Source organism: Streptomyces sp. L500, assembly GCF_054551825.1.
Map to the genome: position 1 here is coordinate 370,355 of NZ_JBTOLC010000002.1, position 19,115 is coordinate 389,469.

At 73.8% G+C, this 19,115-nt stretch carries 14 protein-coding genes; 6 read left to right on the top strand and 8 right to left on the bottom strand.

The genetic code is table 11. The features are described 5' to 3' along the window. Positions 1–39 precede the first annotated feature (39 nt). Positions 40–1,305: an RCC1 domain-containing protein gene (locus ACX9I7_RS04575; RefSeq protein WP_387567383.1), complete on the top strand. Its 1,266-nt coding sequence runs from the start codon at positions 40–42 to the stop codon at positions 1,303–1,305. A 41-nt stretch (positions 1,306–1,346) separates the two neighbouring features. Here ACX9I7_RS04575 and ACX9I7_RS04580 read toward each other — a convergent pair whose 3' ends face one another. After that, entirely contained in the window at positions 1,347–2,408 is a 1,062-nt protein-coding gene (locus ACX9I7_RS04580; protein WP_459386552.1) for an MBL fold metallo-hydrolase, read from the bottom strand. 84 nt (positions 2,409–2,492) lie between these two features. Further along, entirely contained in the window at positions 2,493–3,692 is a 1,200-nt protein-coding gene (locus ACX9I7_RS04585; RefSeq protein WP_459386553.1) for an aminotransferase class I/II-fold pyridoxal phosphate-dependent enzyme, read from the bottom strand. A 156-nt stretch (positions 3,693–3,848) separates the two neighbouring features. Here ACX9I7_RS04585 and ACX9I7_RS04590 point away from each other — a divergent pair, with 156 nt between their 5' ends. Then, a complete protein-coding gene (locus ACX9I7_RS04590) occupies positions 3,849–4,682 on the top strand; it encodes a class I SAM-dependent methyltransferase (protein WP_459386554.1) in 834 nt (277 codons plus the stop codon). Positions 4,683–4,697: 15 nt separating this feature from the next. On the opposite strand, the gene ACX9I7_RS04595 is transcribed toward ACX9I7_RS04590, so the two are convergent. Further along, positions 4,698–6,695: a zinc ribbon domain-containing protein gene (locus ACX9I7_RS04595; protein WP_459386555.1), complete on the bottom strand. Its 1,998-nt coding sequence runs from the start codon at positions 6,693–6,695 to the stop codon at positions 4,698–4,700. Positions 6,696–6,948: 253 nt separating this feature from the next. Between ACX9I7_RS04595 and ACX9I7_RS04600 the strand changes: the two genes are divergently transcribed. Beyond that, the gene (locus ACX9I7_RS04600; protein ID WP_387567393.1) at positions 6,949–7,299 is read left to right on the top strand and encodes a VOC family protein; all 351 of its coding nucleotides are present in this window, start codon (positions 6,949–6,951) and stop codon (positions 7,297–7,299) included. 117 nt (positions 7,300–7,416) lie between these two features. Here ACX9I7_RS04600 and ACX9I7_RS04605 read toward each other — a convergent pair whose 3' ends face one another. Continuing rightward, the gene (locus ACX9I7_RS04605; protein WP_459386556.1) at positions 7,417–9,294 is read right to left on the bottom strand and encodes a DUF5107 domain-containing protein; all 1,878 of its coding nucleotides are present in this window, start codon (positions 9,292–9,294) and stop codon (positions 7,417–7,419) included. Positions 9,295–9,352: 58 nt separating this feature from the next. Continuing rightward, complete coding sequence (locus ACX9I7_RS04610) at positions 9,353–10,780, bottom strand: CoA transferase (protein ID WP_387567397.1); 1,428 nt, start codon at positions 10,778–10,780, stop codon at positions 9,353–9,355. 232 nt (positions 10,781–11,012) lie between these two features. Between ACX9I7_RS04610 and ACX9I7_RS04615 the strand changes: the two genes are divergently transcribed. Together ACX9I7_RS04615 and ACX9I7_RS04620 are read left to right on the top strand one after the other, a co-directional pair. Beyond that, a complete protein-coding gene (locus tag ACX9I7_RS04615) occupies positions 11,013–11,303 on the top strand; it encodes a hypothetical protein (RefSeq protein WP_387567399.1) in 291 nt (96 codons plus the stop codon). A gap of 276 nt (positions 11,304–11,579) precedes the next feature. Next, positions 11,580–12,965, top strand: a complete 1,386-nt coding sequence (locus tag ACX9I7_RS04620) for an amino acid permease (protein WP_459386557.1) — start codon at positions 11,580–11,582, stop codon at positions 12,963–12,965. A gap of 74 nt (positions 12,966–13,039) precedes the next feature. Here ACX9I7_RS04620 and ACX9I7_RS04625 read toward each other — a convergent pair whose 3' ends face one another. Both ACX9I7_RS04625 and ACX9I7_RS04630 read right to left on the bottom strand, forming a co-directional pair. Continuing rightward, positions 13,040–13,801 carry an SDR family NAD(P)-dependent oxidoreductase gene (locus ACX9I7_RS04625; RefSeq protein ID WP_459386558.1) on the bottom strand — a complete coding sequence of 254 codons (762 nt, stop codon included), beginning with the start codon at positions 13,799–13,801 and terminating at the stop codon, positions 13,040–13,042. A 93-nt stretch (positions 13,802–13,894) separates the two neighbouring features. Further along, positions 13,895–14,476 carry a TetR/AcrR family transcriptional regulator gene (locus ACX9I7_RS04630; RefSeq protein WP_459386559.1) on the bottom strand — a complete coding sequence of 194 codons (582 nt, stop codon included), beginning with the start codon at positions 14,474–14,476 and terminating at the stop codon, positions 13,895–13,897. Positions 14,477–14,639: 163 nt separating this feature from the next. Between ACX9I7_RS04630 and ACX9I7_RS04635 the strand changes: the two genes are divergently transcribed. Continuing rightward, positions 14,640–17,087, top strand: coding sequence for a collagenase (locus tag ACX9I7_RS04635; protein ID WP_459386560.1), 2,448 nt, complete (start codon positions 14,640–14,642; stop codon positions 17,085–17,087). Positions 17,088–17,160: 73 nt separating this feature from the next. Here the strand turns inward: ACX9I7_RS04635 and ACX9I7_RS04640 are convergent, their stop codons facing one another. Further along, entirely contained in the window at positions 17,161–18,930 is a 1,770-nt protein-coding gene (locus ACX9I7_RS04640; protein ID WP_459386561.1) for a hydroxysqualene dehydroxylase, read from the bottom strand. Positions 18,931–19,115: the final 185 nt, after the last annotated feature.

Here is a 19,115-nt window from a genome sequence, read left to right on the forward strand (position 1 = left end):
TTGCGCCGTCCGTCCCGCCCGCGCCGAAGGAGGCCCCTCTTGGCCGTCGACCCGCCCGTATCCGCCCACGCCGCCGGCCGGCTCCACGCGGCGGGGCTGGGCCTCCAGGGTCAGGTGCCGGGCATCCTCATGGCGGCCGAGGGCGAGCGGATCGGCGCGATCGCCGCCGGGGACTACCACAGCCTCGCCGTCACCGACGACGGGCGGCTGCTGGTCTCCGGGCTCGACGACTACGCCCAGGTGACCGGGATCTTCGCGCTGGCGCGCGGTGAGCTGGTCGGCGCCGTGGCCGCGGGCGGCTTCCACAGCCTCGCGGTGACCCGGGACGGCCGGCTGCTGGCCGCCGGGAAGGACCAGAACGGCCAGGTCACCGGTGCCCGTGACGCGGCCCGCGGCAAGAAGGTCACGACCGTCGACGGCGGCGCCGTGCACAGCCTCGCCGTGACCGAGGACGGCGAGCTGCTCGCCGCCGGGCACGACGGCGACGGACAGGTGTCGGGCATCCTGACGGCGGCCCGCGGCCACCGGGTCACCGCCGTGGCCGCGGGCGACTTCCACAGCCTCGCGGTGACCGAGGACGGCCGGATCCTGGCCGCCGGCCGCGACGACGACCGGCAGGTCTCCGGAATCCTGGCGGCGGCGGACGGCCGGAAGGTCGTCGCCGTGTCCGCCGCCGCCCTGCAGAGCCTGGCCGTCACCGACGACGGCCTGCTGCTCGCCGCCGGCCGGGACGGGCACCACCAGGTGTCCGGCATCCTGCGCCTCGCCCAGGGCCGCAGGGTCACGGCCGTCGCGGCGGGCCATCTGCACAGCCTGGCGCTGACCCAGGACGGCGAGCTGCTGGGCGCGGGCAAGGACGGCGACGGGCAGGTGTCGGGCATCCTGGAGGCCGTGCGGCACCGGCACACCGCGCGGATCGCCGCGGGCGGCTACCACAGCCTCGCCGTCGTCGCCCCCGACGGACCCCGGGGACGGGCGATCCGGGCGAACTTCCACGCGGCCGACGACGCCGGGCCGGACGTGACGCTGTGGCTCCTGCGCCGCGAGGACAACCTCGACGTGGCCCTGACCTCCCATCAGCCCGCCCAGGAATTCGGCATCCGGGAGGGCGTGCCCGTGACGCTGGAGATCCGGCGGGGCGGGGACGAGGTCCTGGGCGACGGCATCGTCCGTTTCAGCTACGACGAGACCACCCGCACCGTCGGCGTCGACACCCGGGCCAGCCGCTTCCCCTCCCACCTGACCTGCACCGGGCACGGCGCCAACCGCTTCACCTTCACGTTCACCGGAACCGGCGCCGGGTGAACGGGAGGGGCAGGGTGAACGGAGGGGCAGGGGCACACTCGTCACAGCAGCCCCGTGACGCTCCTGTCGTACTCGCTCCTGTCGTACTCGGCGAGCACCCGTGAAGCGCCCACCGGCAGGTCCCACAGGTCCTCCCGGGGCCGGCCGGTCGCCGCCCACGCCGCCCGCACCCGCCGCAGCGGCTCCAGCGGCGGCTCGGCGGACAGCAGGAACGTCGCCCAGTGCATCGGCGCCAGCACCCGCGCTCCCAGGTCCCCGCAGGCGCGCACCGCCTCCTCCGGGTCGGTGTGCACCGGGCTCAGCATCCAGCGCGGGTCGTAGGCGCCGATGGGCAGCAGCGCGACATCGATGTCCGGATAGCGCTCGCCGATCCGTTCGAACCAGAAGCCGTAGCCCGTGTCCCCGGCGAAGTACACCCGCCGCCCGTCCGGCGCGGTCAGCACCCAGCCGCCCCACAGCGACCGGCACGTGTCGGTGAGGGTGCGCTTGCTCCAGTGGTGGGCCGGGACGAAGTCGAAGCGCACCGGGCCCGCCGGGCCGGGCAGCTCGACCGCCTCCCACCAGTCGAGGTCGGTCACCCGGGTGAACCGGCGGCGGCGCGCCCAGCCGGCCAGGCCCGCCGGCAGCAGCAGCGGGGTGTCGCGGGGAAGCCGCTTGAGGGTGGGCGCGTCGAGGTGGTCGTAGTGGTTGTGGCTGATGACGACGGCGTCGATCCTCGGCAGCGCCTCCCACGGCACCCCCACCGGCGTCACCCGGGGCGGGGTGCCGAGGATCCGGCGGGACCAGACCGGGTCGGTCAGCACCGTCAGCCCGCCGACGCGCACCACCCAGCTGGCGTGCCCGGCCCAGGTGACGGCCAGCGCGCCGGCGTCGGCGGCCGGCAGCGGACCCGGCTCGACCGGCAGCAGCGGGACCTCGCGGAGCGCCGCCGCGCCGGGCCGCAGCCGGCCCTCGCGGGCCAGCCGGGCCATGGCGCGCACTCCCGGCAGCGGTGCGGTGAGACGGTCGGCGAACGAGCGGGGCCAGGAACGGACCTGGCCGAGCGGGCGCGGCTCCCCGAGAGGACGCGGCTCCGCGAGAGGGCGCTCGGTCTGTTCGGTCATCTGGGGCTCCATTCGTGGGGAACCGGAACCTGGCGGTACGGGCGCGGGGCCCGCGCCGTCGTACGCCCACCGACTGACGGTAGATCAGTCACCGGAGAGTTCACTGAACGCCGATCCAAAAGTGGACAACGCCTCCACGACATCCGGATCCGCCAGCGGATCCGGGGTACTCAGGGCACGGCGCCGCCGGTCGTCGCCGGTGCCGAGGAACGGCGGAGTGGAGATCCGCACCCGCAGCGCGTCCGGGTCGTCGCCGAACCGGTGGCCGCCGGGCACCGGACGGCCGAGCGCCGCGCTCAGCCGCTCCTCCAGCTCCACGGAGTCGGTGACGCCCCGCGCGGCGAGGGGCACCCGCAGCTCGCCCAGGTCGGCGTAGAGGTGCGGCCCGGTGCGCGGGGGCCGGCAGAGCACCCCGGCGGCGTCGAGCCGCTCCCGCACCGCCTCGCCCAGCAGCCCGTACAGCCGGGCCGCGGCGGCGGTCCGGGCCCGGACGGGCTCCGGTTCGGTCAGCGCCCAGCCCACGGCCGCCGCGACCGGCGGCGGCAGTTCGGCCCGTACCGCCGTCAGCAGCGAGACGGCGCGGGCGTACAGGGCCGGGCCGGCTCCCCCGGCCGGGAAACGGGCGATCGCCGCCGGCCAGCCGGCGGGGGCGAGCGGGCCCGCGAGGTCGGTGAGGACGACGACCCGGTCCGGGTACATCTCGGCGGGCCCCACGAACACCGTCTCGTGCGGGTCGTGGAGGGTGTCGCGCCATGTCTCGTCGCTGACGACCGTCAGCTCCTCGGCCGCCGCCGCCTCGCACACCTCGTGGAGGATCTCCGGCGGGGCGACCGTCCCGGTGGTGTCGTCGGCCACCGACAGCACCAGGAAACGCGGCCGGCCGCCCTCGGCCCGGATCCTGCGCACGGTCTCCAGCAGCGCGTAGGGGTCGGGCACGCCACCGCACTCGGCCGGCACCGGCACGTGGTACGCCAGCCGCCCGGCGAGCCGCGCCAGCGGGCTGTACGACGCCGAGCACGGCCGGGTCAGCAGCACCTCGCCGCCCGCCGAGGCGAACAGGGCCAGCAGCAACGGCTGGGCACCCGGCGCCGCGAGGACCCGCTCCGGCTCCGTCGGCAGGCCGCGCCGCGCCCAGTAGCCGCAGGCGGCCTCCCGCAGCGCCCGCCCGCCGCCGACCGGTTCGGGGCCGGCCAGGCCGGCCGCCCCCGCCAGCCGCTCGCCCAGCTCCGGAAGCACGGGCAGCCCGCACTCCGGCGGCGGGAGGGCGGGCGGTACCTGCTGCATCCTCACACCTTCGCAGATCACGGGGTGCGCGGCGGCCCGACACGGGCGGCGGAGTGAACAAACCCCGCCGTCCCGGATGCCAAGACGGCACTCTCACGATGCGAGAGAACGGCCTACGGTGGAAACGCCACTTCACGACGGAGCGAAGGGACCACCATGCCGGAACGACAGGACGAACGGAACACGGCGAGCGCCGTCTACATCCATGGCCACCACGAGTCCGTGCTGCGCTCCCACGGCCGCCGCAGGGCCGCCGACTCCGCCGCCTACCTGCTGCCCTCGCTCGAACCCCACCACCGGATCCTGGACATAGGCTGCGGCCCCGGCAGCATCACCGCCGACTTGGCCGCCCTGGTGCCGCACGGCCGGGTCACCGGCCTCGACGCCGCCCCCGGCGTCCTGGCGACCGCCCGCGCCACCGCCCGCGAACGCGGCGTGTCCAACACCGACTTCACCGTCGGCGACGTCCGCGCCCTGGACTTCCCCGACGGCTCCTTCGACGTCGTCCACGCCCACCAGGTGCTCCAGTACCTCGACGACCCGGTGGCCGCCCTGCGCGAGATGCGCCGGGTGTGCCGCCCCGGCGGCATCGTCGCCGTGCGCGACGTCGTCTACACGGCCATGACCTGGTACCCGCGCGTCCCCGGCCTGGAGGACTGGCAGCGCCTGTACGTGGACGTCGCCCGCGCCGGCGGCGGCGAACCCGACGCCGGCAGCCGGCTGCTGTCCTGGGCCCGGCGGGCCGGCCTGACCGACGTCACCGCCACGGCGGGCGCCTGGTGCTGGACGGGCGCCGAGCAACGCGCCTGGTGGAGCGGCCTGTGGGCCGACCGCACCCGCTCCGACCCGTACGCCCGCCACGCGATCGAGGGCGGCCACACGGACCGGGCGGGCCTGGAGGCGATCGCGGCGGCCTGGCAGGAGTGGGGGCGTCACGAGGACGCGTGGTTCTCGGTGCTCCACGGGGAACTGCTCTGCCGGGTCAACTAAGACTTGATCCGTAGGTCACCAGAGGGTGAGCTGTGGACTGCGCGCCGGTCGGGTGCCGGGCTCTCCGGCGTGGTCGCGCACTGGGCGCGGCTCATCCGGGGTTGCTCGGTCCCGTCGTTCGGCGGTTCGGTGAGCAGAGGCCGCCCGCTGGGTGGGGACTGCCACGCGGCCAGCGCCCCGAGGGGTGTTCTGGCACGGTGTGGTTGACTCACACAGGGCCTCTTTCAGCCCTTGATCGAAGATGATTCGTGCGTGCCGCGATCGGGCGGTGTCCAGGGTCGCGGTCTTGGGGTCGTCGGGGTTGGACAAGTCCACGAAGGCGGCCAGAGCGGCGAACACCAGGTCTCGCTTGCCGACCAGGCCGCAGGCGATGCACTTGTGTTCGCGGTCCCGGAGGGCCTTGGCGACGCGCTCACCGCACATGCAGTGCTGGGACAGTGCGGTGGACCAGGTGGAGGCACGCACGAGGCGACCACCGGCAGCCTCGCACTCGATCTCCAGGGCGGCAATGAGCATGCCCGGCGTGGTCTGGGCCAGGCGCCTTCCCCACAGCCGGTACCAGGTGCGGATGTCGCAGTCCTCCACCGTGAGGCGGGGCCCGTGGGCGGCGACGATGTCGCGGGCCACAGCGCGGGCGCGGTGGCGTCGGCACTCGGCAGCGCCGGCGGAGGCTTCGGCCTGGCGTGCGCGCAGTTCCCGGTAGCCGACCGACAGTCGGTCGCGGCGGAACGGCTGCTTGGGCACCCCGTCGGCTCGTGCGGCACGGGCACCGCCCGGGACAACCACGGCCTTGGGGGTCAGGCCCTTGGCAGCGCGGCGTTCGGCGCGGGCGGTCTGCCCCCGCGACAAGCCGTACTGTGTGGTGTTCGTGGCGCGGCGGGAACGCTCCAGCGCCTTGGCCCGGCCGCGCCGCTTCTTCGCTTCCTTCTCCAGCCGCGTCCGCTCGTCGTCGGTGAGTACGATCTCGGAGGACTTGGCGGCGCCTGCCGATGCCTCCAAGCTGGCGGGGAAGGAGACGACGGACAGGTTGGAGACGTTGCCGTCCACGCCGCCGATACGGTCCAGTTCGGCGGCCTGCTGCCGTATCTGCCGGACGGCAGGGGAGGTGTAGCCGGGGCCGAGGACCGTCAGGTGCGCCTCGTACGCCCAGCCGCCCGGCGCGGACGCCTTGCGACGGCGGACGAGATCGACCTTGTGCCAGCGGGCGTCGGTCTCAAGGAAGTGCCGTACCCGGTTCTCCTGAGCGGGGCTCTGGGGGATGCGGACAGGGAGGACGAGGTCGCCGCGCTTGCCGTCTGGGCCGCCGGCGAACACCACGGCGAGCGGCCCTGCATGATCCCACCAGTTCGCTTTGCGGGTGCCCTTGCCGGTAGGAACCTCGCCATTCGGCCGAGTCGGCTTCGGCATTCGGCGCGGCTGCATCAGGTCGTGCTGTCCGCCACTGGTGTAGGCCGTCAGGTGGCCGTGCAAGGTGCCGACGAGGCGGAAGGTCTCCCACTTGTTGGCGGTGGTGTGGGAGCGAGCGCGGCCGGGAATACGGGTGAAGCCGTGCCGGCGACCCACGCGGGGGCGGCCGTGGCGGTTGCCGGTGGCGTCGGCGAACAGGTGCTTCTGTACGCCGTTCCATACCTCGTCGGCCATGTGCATGGACAGGGCCTTGGAGGCGTGGTGCTTGAGGTGACCGGCCGCCTCCAGGTGTTTGTACGCACAGCGCTCCAGGGCCTCACGGGACAGGCCGAGTCGCTGTCGTACGTCCTTCGCGCTGTGGGTGTCGCGCTCGTGCTTGGCGGACCAGTAGGCGTCCACCTTGGCGCGGGCGTCGCGCTGGACGGCGCGCTTGATCGACCACATCGCGCCGAAGAGCTTCTCCAGCCGGGCGAGGTCGGCCGGGTCGGTGACGGCCAGCGGCAGCACCATCACCGACACCATCCCGCCGTCGGGTCTGGTCCACTTCGGGGCTTTGTTCTTCCCCCGGAACTTCTGCTGTGGCTGGGCGGCCTGCAGGGCAGTCACCTCCGTTCCGGATCAGTTGACTTATGGCACGCTACGCGAAGTACACCCTCCAGGTGCGGGGATTGGGTCGACCATCCCTGATATGGGATGTGATTGGGCAACCAGGCTGCCGGTCACCGGCTGTTGATCGGTGATGGCACCTACCGCAGGCGCGACGATTCGATCATCGAACCCCCGTTCATCGACGGCGTGGATCACGTCGCACGTCGATTACCCGGCCAACGATGCGAGACGAGCCACTAGCCTGCTTTTCATGAACATTCTGGGGACTTCGCTAAGGGTGTGCGTGAGCGATCTGGAATCGGCGATCGCGGTGTACGAACGACTGACCGGCACCGAGGCCCAGCGCTTCCGGCGCGGCGGGGTCTCGGTCGCGGCCGTCGGCTGCTTCTTCCTGATGAGCGGACCGGAAGCCGAACTCTCCGTCCTGCGCAACATCACGGCCACGCTGGCCGTCACGGACGTCGACGAGGCCCTCGCCGATCTGCGCGCGGTGGGCGCGCAGATCATCGCGGGCCCGGTGCGGACGTCCATCGGCAGCAACCTGGTGGCCCGTCACCCGGACGGCTCGGTGTTCGAGTATGTGGACCGCCGGGCGGGGTGAGCCCTTATAGGCGCTGACGCGCGGTGTCCTCAAACGCCGGACGGGTTGGTTTCAGCCCGTCCGGCGTTTGAGGACCGGGGGTCCGGGGGCGGAGCCCCGGTTACGGGAAGAGGCGGCTCAGGGGAAGGTCTCCCCCTCACCCAGGTCCTCCACCTCCACCCCCGCGTCCAGAATCGCCCGCGCCCCCGCCGCATCCCCCCGCGCCTGGCGAACCCGCGCCTCCAGCAACCGGAACCGCCCCCGCGCCCGCGCGGTGGGATGCACCCCGGCCAGCACCGCCGCGGCGTCCTCCGCCCGCCCGACCGCCAGCAGTGCCTCGATCGCCTCCAGCGCCAGCGCCGTCCGCGCGGGCCGCGAGGCCCCCGCATCCCGCGCCTCCGCCACCGCCGCCGCGTAGCGCTCGGCGGCCCGCTCCGGGTGGCCGCGCTCGACGTCCGCCGCCGCCAACGCGCGGCGTGCCGGCCAGCCCATGCCCTGGCGGAGCGCGCGCTCCCAGCTACGGACGGCCTGCGCGCGGTCGCCGGCGTGCCACTGGGCGACGCCCAGGTGGTAGGAGGCGTGCGGGGCGGGCTCGGCGTGCTCCAGCAGTTCCCGCCACGCGGGGGAGACCAGGGAGGGGCCGGGCTCCGGCCCCTCCTCGCCCAGCGCGCCGGTGCGCAGCAGCGCCCGCCACGGCCGCTGTTCGACGTCCTCGGCCGGCACCGGGAACGGCGTGCCCGGCAGCTCCAGCCGCCCGCGCTCGACCTCGAGCGCGCCCCAGCCGGAGCCGGTGGCCAGCGTCTCCTTGGGCTCGTGGTCGGCGTACGGCCGCCACGCCGCGTACGCGGCGTCGACGGAGGCGCGCGGCAGCGCCGCCTCCAGCCGCGCGGCGGCCTCGGCGCGCGCCGCCGCCCAGTCGGCGCCGTGGACGGCGGCCGGGTCGGCGGTCAGCGGCCCGTACGCCTCCAGCCAGGCCAGCTCCCCGCCCGCCTCCAGGGGGACGTGCTCCAGCTGGGTCGGCGCGAGGCCCGCCTGGATCTCGGCGTAGCCGCCCGTGCCGGGCTCGGTGAGCCACTCCTGCCAGCGCCGCCCGGTCTCGTCCGCGCCCCACAGGAAGAGCTTGCGGCCGGTGAGGGCGTCGGTGGAGGTCTGGACGAGCCCCTGGCCGTGCTCGTCGAGCGCGGCGATCCAGCGGCGTTCGCCGTCGGGGAGGTCGTAGAAGTAGTCGGCGTGCCGGGTGCCGTCCGCCGGGTACGTCCGGTCGGCGCCGTCCCAGTGGGGGACGGGCACCCGGCGCAGGGAGGCGCGGTCGTAGCCGAAGTGCCAGGCGGCCTCCGCCGGGGCGAGGACCCGGGTGCGCGGGGTCTCGGGCACGGCGGTGTTGGACCACCAGTAGACGGGCGCGGCGCGGTGGTGGGGATTGCGGACGCGCACACCGGCGTAGAGGAAGTCGGAGCCGTCCGGCAGCCACAGGTCGACCTGGAAGGGCAGGTCGCGCAGCCGCTCCCACTCCCACAGCCGCAGCATCTCGCCGCCGTCGGGCGCGGGCACGCGGGCCGCGTGGAGCGGGGCGACGGAGAGGGTGCCGTGGCCGGTCGCGCCGATGTTCCATTCGATGCCGCCGGAGAACCAGGCGCCGTTGAGGGCGAAGCCGGCGGGCTGGAGGACGGGGTTGGAGTAGAGGAGCGGGCGGCCCGTCGGCTTGTGGACGAGGGAGTGCACCCGGCCGCCGAGCCCCGGCAGGACCGTGGCGCGCAGCCGGTCGTTCTCGATGACGATCGCGTCGAGGTCGGTGGGGACCCGGGTGCGGGTGTAGTCGTCGCGGCGGCGGACGGGCAGCAGGGAGCGCAGCGGCGCGTAGCGCATCCGCCGGGCCATGGCGGGCGGCAGGCCCGCCATGGCGGCGCGGTCCAGACGGTGGACGTCGCCGCGCGTGCCCAGCCGCGGCAGCGGGTTCTCCGGGCCGGGGGAGGCCGCGGGCAGGGTCAGCACGGCTCGGCGGATGGTGGTGGCCACGCGTCGGGCTCCCTTTCGCTTCGGAGGGATTTCGGAGGGGCTTTCGGCAGGGGTCCTGTCACAGCCACGCGGGGGCGTCGGCGCCCCAGCGTCCGGGCCGCCGGGCCCAGTCGCGCGGGGAGCCCGTGAACTCCACGGGCGAGCGCGCGTACCGCAGCCGCCCCAGCGGGCCCTCCGCCTCGGCCAGCCAGGGCGTGGGGTCGTGGGCGTCGGCGCCGGGCGCGGGCACGCCGTCGTCGTGGGGCACGTCACGGGCCAGCCAGGCCGCCGTCTGCGCGAGGGCGAAGCGGGCCAGATGGGTGCCGCCGATGGCGCGCTGCTCGGTGACGGCGCGCAGCAGGGCGGCGGCCAGCAGATAGCCGGTGCCGTGGTCGAGCGCCTGGGCGGGCAGCGCGCCGGGGCCGCCGCCGGGGCCCGGCTCGGTGGCGGCGATGCCGCAGGCGGCCTGGACGAGGCTGTCGAAGCCGCGCCGGTCGCCCCACGGCCCGTAGCTGCCCCAGGCGCTCAGCTGGCCGACGACCAGGCCCGGCCGGCGCTCCGCGAGGGCCTGCGGGGACAGGCCGAACCGGTCGAGCGCCCCGGGCCGGTAGCCGGTCACGACGACGTCGGCGGTGGCGAGCAGCTCCTCGAAGGTCGCGCGGTCGGCGGTGCGGGCCAGGTCGAGGACGGTGGAGCGCTTGCCCGCGCCCGTGTCGTCGTGCAGCTCCTGGCTCTCCGGCAGGGCGGGGGAGTCCACGCGCAGCACGTCCGCGCCGAGCAGGGCGAGGGTGCGGGTGGCGACCGGGCCCGCGAGGACCCGGGTGAGGTCGAGGACGCGCAGGCCCTCGGCGGGCAGCGCGCCGGAGGGCGCCCCGAGCTCGCGGGCCGGGCCCTCGGCGAGCCGCTCCAGGGCGAGCAGCGGGCGGCGGGCCACCGCCGCGCCCTGCGGGTGGACGGCCCACTCGTGGGGGGTGCGCACGGCGACGGCCAGCCCGCCGGCCGCGCACACCAGCTCCTCGACCCGCGCGGCCTCCCGGCCGGCCAGCTCGGCGGCGACCCGGTCGACGAGCGGCGCGGCGTCCGCGTCCGGCCCCGGGTCGGGCACCGCGAGGGCGGCGAGGAGGCGGGCGCGGTGGTGGGGGTAGTTGGCGTGGGTGCGCACCCAGCCGTCGGCGGTGCGCCAGAAGCGGGACAGCGGGGCGAAGGAGGCCGGGGCGCGGCCGTCGCGGCGCACATGGCGCTCGCTGGCGAACGCCGTCGCGACGGCGCCGTCGTCGACGCGCACGCGTGGCGGCGGCCCGCCGCGCCGGGCGGCGAGCAGTTCGGCGGCGGCCAGCGCGCAGACGGCCACCGTGGCCCGGGCCGCCTCCCGGACGGGGAGCCGGGCCGGGAGCCGGCCGGACAGGGCCGCCTCCGGGCCGGTGTATTCGACGGAGGCCGTGAGCGCGGGATCCCCGCCGAGCAACGCCCAGACGCGGTCCGTGGCTTCGGACGATCGCTTGATCATCCTCCGAGTCTGGCACTGGGTGCCAGGGGCTGGGAAGAGGCCCTTTGAGGCGTCCTGCCCGGAGGTGTCCTGCCCAAGGACGTCCTGTCCCATAGGGGACGGATGGGGGAGGCAACCCGATCGGGTGACATCCGGCGCGGGCCCGGCGCGGCGGCCCCGGCGGTCTAGGCTGGGTCGCGACCAACGGTGATCGGCGGGCGGCGCCCGGTGAGCGGCTCTGGGGCGGGTTTCGGTGAGCGAGCGCACATCTCCGTCCGGTCCGGACCCGCTGGGGCTGACGTGCCAGTGGTGCCACGGCTCCGGGTTCGGGACACGGGCACTGGCCTACTGTCCGGGCGCCGACCCCTTCGCCGGCCCGGCCGACACCGTCCACCGCGCGGGGCAGTGCGCCCACTGCCGGGGATCCGGGACGTACGACTCCGGGCTCGACCCGACCCTCGGCCACCCCGGGAAGCCCTCCGGGAAGCCCTCCGAGGAGCCCCCCGATGAGCCCGCCCCGCCCGCCCCGGAGCGGGACGGCTGACCGGATTCTCCCGCTCGCGGGCGCGAATCCCGTCGACAGGAGCGAAGCAGCCCGTTCCGCTTGATCGCGCGGCGGTGGACGAATCACGGTGCGCGGGGTCGATCGCAGCACCTTTTGCGGCCGCCGGGCCTACCTCACGGGACAAAAAATTTCAATTTTGCGCCGTCTCACACTGCGGTCAATATGTGCTGTCGCACATACCTGTGCTCTTGCACAGTCATGCGAAGTCGCCACAGAATCAGCGACCTGCCCGCAGTACGAGAGGCGCACCCTTCCATGCAAGAAACCGACGGCACTCCCGCACGCCGCTTCGGCCTCCCCACGGCCATCTGCCTGGTCATGGGCAACATCATTGGCGGGGGCATCTTTCTGCTGCCCGCCTCGGTCGCCCCGTTCGGCACCGTCAGCCTGCTGGCCTTCGGTGTCCTGACGATCGGCGCGATCGCCCTCGCCCTCGTCTTCGGGCGGCTGGCCGAGCGCCATCCGCACACCGGCGGACCGTATGTCTATGCGCGCGCGGCTTTCGGCGACTTCGCCGGGTTCCTGTCCGCCTGGTCGTACTGGACGATGACCTGGGTCAGCAACGCGGCCCTCGCCGTCGCCGGCGTCGGCTACTTCCACGTGCTCACCGGGGGCTCGTCCTCCAAGGGCACGGACCTGGTGATCGCCCTGCTCATGCTGTGGCTCCCGGCGCTGGCGAACCTCGCCGGCACCCGCTGGGTGGGCGCGGTGCAGGTGGTCTCCACGCTGCTGAAGTTCATCCCGCTGCTGTTCGTCGCCGTCGCCGGTCTCTTCTTCTTCGACCCGAAGAACCTCGGTTCCTTCTCCGAGGGCGGCGGCAGCTGGGCCAGTGGTCTGTCCGCCTCGGCGGCGATCCTGCTCTACAGCTACATCGGTGTGGAGTCCGCCGCGATGAGCGCGGGCGAGGTCCGCGACCCGGAGCGCAACGTGGGCCGCGCCAGCGTGCTCGGCACCATCGGCGCCGCCGTGGTCTATCTGCTCGGCACCGTCGCGGTCTTCGGCACGGTCGCGCACGACAAGCTCGCCAAGTCCACGGCGCCCTTCTCCGACGCGGTCGACGTGATGTTCGGCGGCCAGTGGGGCGGCACGCTGATCGCCTTCGCCGCCGTCGTCTCCATCGTGGGCGCGCTCAACGGCTGGACGCTCATGAGCGCCCAGATGCCCTACGCGGCCGCCAAGGACGGCCTGTTCCCGGCGATGTTCGGGAAGAAGCGGCGCGGGGTGCCCACGGCGGGCGTGCTCGCCGCGGCGGTGCTGGCCTCGCTGCTGACGATCGTCAACTACACGTCGGGCGCGGGCGGGGTCTTCGAGATCCTGGTCCTGATCACCACCTTCTCGGCGACCGTCCCCTACCTCCTGGCCACCGCCGCGCAGGTGTTCTTCCTGCTCAAGGGGGAGCGCGAGAAGGTCCACGCGGGCCGGTTCGCGCGGGACATGGTCTTCGCGCTCGGCGGCTTCGGCTTCTCCTTCTGGCTGGTCGCCGGCGCCGGGTACGCGGCGGTCTACCAGGGCGGACTGTTCCTCCTCGCCGGCATCCTCGTCTACGCGTTCATGGCAGCCCGCCGCCCGGCGGCGGAAGAGCGCCAGGGCGAGCCCGTGGCGGCGGCGGAGAAGTCCGCCGAGCCGGAGCTGGTCGCGTAACGGCGGTACCCATGCGGTACCCATGAGGAAGGGGCGGGCCCTCGGGCCCGCCCCTTCCTCACGTTCCGGCCGTCTCAGGCCGTGACGCCGCCGTCCAGGACGAGCTCCGTGCCGACCGTGTAGGCGGCCTCGTCGGAGGCCAGGTAGAGCACCGCGGCGGCGACCTCCTCGGGGCTGCCCGCGCGCCCGGCCGGGACGTCGCGGCTCATCCGCTCGGCCTTCTCGTCGGCCGACTCCCCGGGCCGCGAGGACATCGTGGTCTCAATGGGCCCCGGGCTCACAGCGTTGATCCGCACCCCCTCGCCGATGTGGTCGAGGGCCGCGCTGCGGGTGAGCGTCGAAACGGCGGCCTTGCTCGCGGCGTACGCGCCGAGCCCCGGGACGCGCGTGTGCGCGCCGAGGTTGGACGAGATGTTGACGATGGCGCCACCGCCGTTGACCCGCATGTGCGCGATCTCGTGCTTCATCGACAGCCAGACGCCCGTGAGGTTCGTGGCCAGCACGGTGTGCCAGTCGTCCTCCGGGAGGTCGGCGACCTTGGCGGGCGGGACGAACACGCCGACGTTGTTCACGGCCACGTCCAGGCCGCCGTACCGCTTCACCGTCCGCTCGACGAGGGCCTCGACGTCGGCCGGGCGGGTCACGTCGGCGGTGACGGCCGTGGCCTCGCCGCCCGCCGCCTCGACGGCGGCGACGGTCTCCCGAAGCGGCTCGGCCCGCCGGCCCGCGACCACGACCCGGGCGCCCTCCCGGGCGAAGGCGAGCGCGACGGCCCGGCCGATGCCGGTGCCACCACCCGTGACGAGGACGGTCCTGCCGGAGAAACGCGTGGTCATGTCGATGACTCCTCGGATAACGCGAACAAAGATAAAAGAACGATCGGTCTTGAATTTGGGCATGAAGGAGCGGGGGAAGTGCTCCTCGGGGTGTCAGTCCAGCAGGGCCAGTGCCTGCTCGGCGGCGTCGCGCGCCAGGCCCGGTCCGGTGTCGAGCCGGCCGATCACGCGCAGGCCCTGGAGGAAGACCAGGAGCATCCGGGCGAGCGCCACCGGGTCGCGGTCCGGAGGGAGTTCGCCCTGCGCCGCGGCCCGCATCAGGGCCGAGGTCAGTGCCGCCTCGACGTGGTGCCAGCTCTGCTCGACCCGGCGCGCCGCGACCGGGTCGTGCGGGCCCAGCTCCACGGCCGTGTTCGTCACGAAGCAGCCGAGCCGGGGTGATTCCCCGGCCGACTCGGCGGCGAAGCGGCGCACCACGGCGCGGACGGCGGGCAGCGCCGGGCCGGGCTGGGCCAGTTCGGCCATGAAGCGTGGGTCCTGCTGCTCGCCGTAGCGCTCCAGGGCCTTGAGGTAGAGGTCGCGCTTGCCGCCGAACGTCGCGTAGAGGCTCGCCCGGGCGATGCCGAGGCGCTCCACGAGGTCCGCCATCGACGTCGCCTCGTAGCCGCGCTCCCAGAACAGTTCGAGGGCCGACTGGAGGGCGGCGTCCGGATCGAATTCCTTGGTCCTGGCCACGTTTTCGATCTTAGGTGTATCCAGAACGACCGGTCAAGAATCAACGATCGGTCAAGAGTTCGTTCATCGTGGCCTTATGGGTTGTCAGTGAAATGTCACATTACTATGGTACGCCGCACGTCACTCGTAGCTGACGCAACATCAACCCCCCTGAGGAGAACCGGTGTACGCGCTACGCACAGTGCGCAAGGGGCTGCTGGCCGCCGCCCTGGCGGCCGCTCTCGCCCTGCCGACGGCCCAGGCCGCCCAGGCCGGACCCGCCCGACCATCCGCCCGGACACCCGCGCCCGCCACCGGGACCGCCACCGGCACGGCCCCGGTCCACGACCCGCGCGACGAGGTCGACAGGCTCGCCGCCCCGCCCAGGAGCACCACCCGCACCCCCGTCCCCGGCGGCGAGCGGGCCGAACCGGGCCGGATACCCGGCGACCTCGCCTCCGCAAGCCCCGACAGCCTCGGCAGACCCGACAGCTCCGCCAGACCCGACAGCACCGCCAGACCCGACAGCTCTGCCAGACCCGACAGAGCCGGCAGCACCGGCAAACCCGGCAGACCCACCGGCGGCCCGGCCCTGCACGGCTCCGTCCCCTGCACCCTCGACGGCCTCACCCGGCTCGGCCCCGACCAGCTCGCGGACTTCCTCACCGACCCCGCCGTCACCGCGGACGGCTGTCTGCGCGGCCTGATCTGGACCTGGGACGCCCGCCTCGTCCCCGTCCTCTCCCGCCCCCACGTCCAGGCCGTCGCCCGGCGCGCCGCCGAGCTCGCCCCCCGGCACACCGGGGACGACGCGAGCCACCTCCTGGAGCTCTTCACCTACCTCCACGCCGCCGTCTACCACGACTTCTCCCACGACGAGATCGACCTCACCGACCCCGCGACCGTCGACGCCATGCGCCGCGCCACGGACGCGTACGGCACCGCCGCCCACACCTTCGACGTGACCCGGCAGAACGCCGAGACCCTCCGCGAGGCCCTCACCGCCGGCAGCGCGCCGGGCCTGCGGCAGCACCAACTCGGCCTCGTCACCAGGACCCTGGCCACCATGGGCCCCGGCCGGACCACCGCAGGCGACGCGTCCTGGGGCGGCGCGGCCCTCGCCGCCCTCACCGTCAACTACCTCGGCGTCTACCCCGGCAACAAGGACACCGCCTTCCAGCGGGCCGTGGCCGCCGACGCCGGCTACCGCGCCGCCTTCCGCGCCTTCTCCGGCCACACCCACCTCAAGGGCACGGCCAACGCCTGGACGGTCCGCGACGCCCTGAGCGAGTACGGGCGCTTCGGCCAGGTCGACGGCCTGCGCCCCGAGATCACCACCGACCTCGGCGCGCTGCTGAAGACCGCCGAAACCAACTTCGGCGACCTCAGCGCCCCCTGGGCCTCCCTCGCCTCCTGGCTCAACACCTATGAGGCGTGCGCGCCCTACAACGTCTGCAAGCCCCAGATCGAGGCCCGGGTCTTCCCGCGCACCTACACCTACGACAAGGGCGGCATCGAGGTCCGCACCGCCCTCGACCAGGCCACCGTCGACCAGCTCTACTACGCGAGCAAGCAGGTCAAGGCCCAGTTCTTCCGGGTGCTCGGCACCAACGTCCCGCTGGCGGGCGACCCCAACGCCACCCTCCACATCCACCTCTACGCCTCACGCGCCGACTACGAGGTGCTCCACCCCCTCCTGACCGGCATGGGCACCAACAACGGCGGCGTCTACATCGAACAGGGCGCCACCTTCTACACCTACCAGCGCCGCGTCCCCCAGGACTCCAGCCTCACCCTCGAGGAGCTCTTCCGCCACGAGTACACCCACTACCTCAACGGCCGCTGGGCCGTCCCCGGCATGTTCGGCCAAGGCCCCTGGTACCAGGGCGACCTGACCACCGCCATGGACGAGGGCACCGCCGAGTTCTTCGACGGCGCCACCCGCGGCGAGGGCATCAAGGTCCGCAAGTCCCTGGTCAAGGGCATCATCGCCGACACCGCCGGCGGCAAGCCCCGGATGAGCGTCGACCGGTTCCTCCACGCCACCTACGACGGCGACGGCTTCCGCTTCTACAACTACGCGGGCACCTTCTTCGAGTTCCTGTGGCGCGAGCACCCCTCGCTGCTGCGGGAGATGTACGGATACGAGCGCGCCGACGACCCCAAGGGCTTCGACGCCTGGCGCACCCGCATGGGCAAGGACGCCGCCATCCAGCGCGAGTACGACGCCTTCCTCGACGAGCAGATCCGCGGCGTCGACCACCTCTACGTCCCCGACACCCACTACACCCCCGTGGGCTCGCTGACCCACGCGGCCGCCGACCAGGTCGGCGCGGCCTTCACGAGCGCCACCGGGATCACCCCGTCGGCCTGCGCCGGCAACGGCGACACCACCGGCAAGCCGCGCTTCACCTGCACGGGCCGGATCACCGCCAACCTCTCCGACAGCGGCAGCCCCGATCATGTCTTCAGCGACATGTCCGGCACCGTGGACTACTTCATCCTCGACCGCGCCGCCCCGGCGGCCAACAACCTCTCGGACATGAACTGCTCCTTCGGAGCCGTCGACATCTGGACCGACGGCAGGGCGGGCACCGCCGACTTCTCCTGCGAGGGCCCGCTGCGGCCCTGAGAACGACGGGCGGTCTCCCGGACCCGCGCACTCGGGTCCGGGAGACCGCGTGTCGCGGCGGTCACGCCTCGCGCTAGCCCAGGTCGAAGACGTTGCGCAGGCCCAGCCGGTGCCGGAGTTCGTCCTGGCGCCGGAACGGCTCCAGTTCCGGTGCCCGGTAGAGGGGGATGACGGCGCAGCGCTCGGCGCGGGAGCCGGTCTCGTCCAGGAGGGCGTTGACGGCGGCGCGCGCGGCGGCGTTGGCGCCCTCCATGGTGGCCAGGTCGATGTCGACGGCCACGTAGTCCCCGGCGAGGAAGAGGTTGGGGATGGCGGTGCGGGCCTCGGGGCGGTCGTACCAGGTGCCGGTGGGGTGGATGAAGAGCTGTTCGTCGTTGCTCGCGCGGGTGCCGTCCAGCTCCACGGCCGGGTCCAGGAACCACGAGTGGAGCGTCGCGTCGCGCAGCACCGGGCGCCCGGTGTCGTTGAGTCCGGCCTTCATCTGGGCCCAGACCTCGCGGGCGACCTCCTCGCGGGTGCAGCGTTTGGCGGGCTTGCCGTAGAGGATGCCGGGGCGGTCCCATTCGGAGACGTCCACGGAGAGGCAGTCCGCGACCGTGCCGTCGCCGTAGTCGGCCCGGAAGTCCCGGCCGCGCCAGTACTGGGCCTGGCTGACGGAGGTGATCGACCATGGCGTGTCGATGTGATTGATGTGGCCGTGGATGATCGGGGTGGGTTCCGTGAGATAGAACTGGATGCCCGTCATCCAGTCCGTCTTGAGTCTGTCGCAGCGCGCGAGCCGGGGGTCGGCCGCCCGGACCTGCTCGTTCCAGGTCCGCCGGGCGTGTTCGACCGGCATCGCGGAGACGAAGTGGTCGGCGGTCACCGCCTGCCGGGCGCCGCCCGCGTCCTCCAGTACGGCCTCGGTGATCCGGCCGCCCTCCAGCCGCAGGTCCGTCACGGACCAGCCGGTGTGGAACACCACGCCCAGCGAGCGCAGACGGTCGGTCCACGGGTCGATCCACGCCTCGTTGGTGGGCGCGTCGAGGACCCGGTCGGGCTCGCCGTCGGCGCCCCGGCCCAGCGCGTTGTAGAGGAAGGCCTCGACGCAGGTCGCGACGGTCCGGGTGCTGGCGACCTCCGCCTTGGTCGCGACGATGTTGCGGGTGATGCCGATGGCCAGCAGCTGCCGGTAGTCGGCCGACATCCGCGCGGCCCCGGTGAACTCCATCCACGGGACGCGCTCCCAGGACTCCAGCCGGCGGCGCTCGCCGCTGGTGAACCAGACCAGCAGCCGGTTCGCGAAGTACGCGATCTCATGGGCCCGCAGCCGGGAGAACGTCTCGCAGTAGGCCGTCAGCGCCCGCAGCAGCGCGTCCGGGGTGAGGAGGGGCGGCGGCGAGCCGATGGTGCCGAAGGGGATGCGGAGGTCCTCCCGCCCACCGGTGCGGGCCAGCATGACCTCGCTTGAGGGCACGAGGTTGTCGTGGCAGCCGTTCGCATTGCCCTTGAAGGGGATTCTGCGCAGGGTATCGGGGAGATTGCGGTAGAAACCCGGGATGAAACGGAAGCCGTGCTCGCCGGGCAGGGGCTTGCGGCCGCCCTTCGCGCTGCCCGGCACGTCCATGCTGCGCGCCTTGCCGCCGAGCGCGGACTTGCGCTCGTAGACCGTCACCTCGAAGCCGCGCTCGGCCAGTTCATGGGCGGCCGTCAGCCCGGCGACACCACCCCCGAGGACGGCGACGCGCCGTCCGGCCTTCTTGGCGGCGCCGCGGGGCGCGGCGTGGGCCGTCCCCGCGAGTGCCGCCGTCGCCGTGACGGCCGCCGCGCCGCCGATGAACCCTCTGCGTGTGCGATCCGCCATGCCACAGCCCCCTGCCCGGTAACGTGTCATGCCCGGCGCAGGAGCATAAGAGGGTCCCAGACGTCCCGGAAGGGCGCCGCCGACGCGGCTGTGCCATCCGCCGCACATTGGCGTGAAAGCGCTGCCGCCCCATGGGACGCTGGAGTGGCAGGTCCCTCGCCGGTCGGGCGACGAGAACGAAGGGA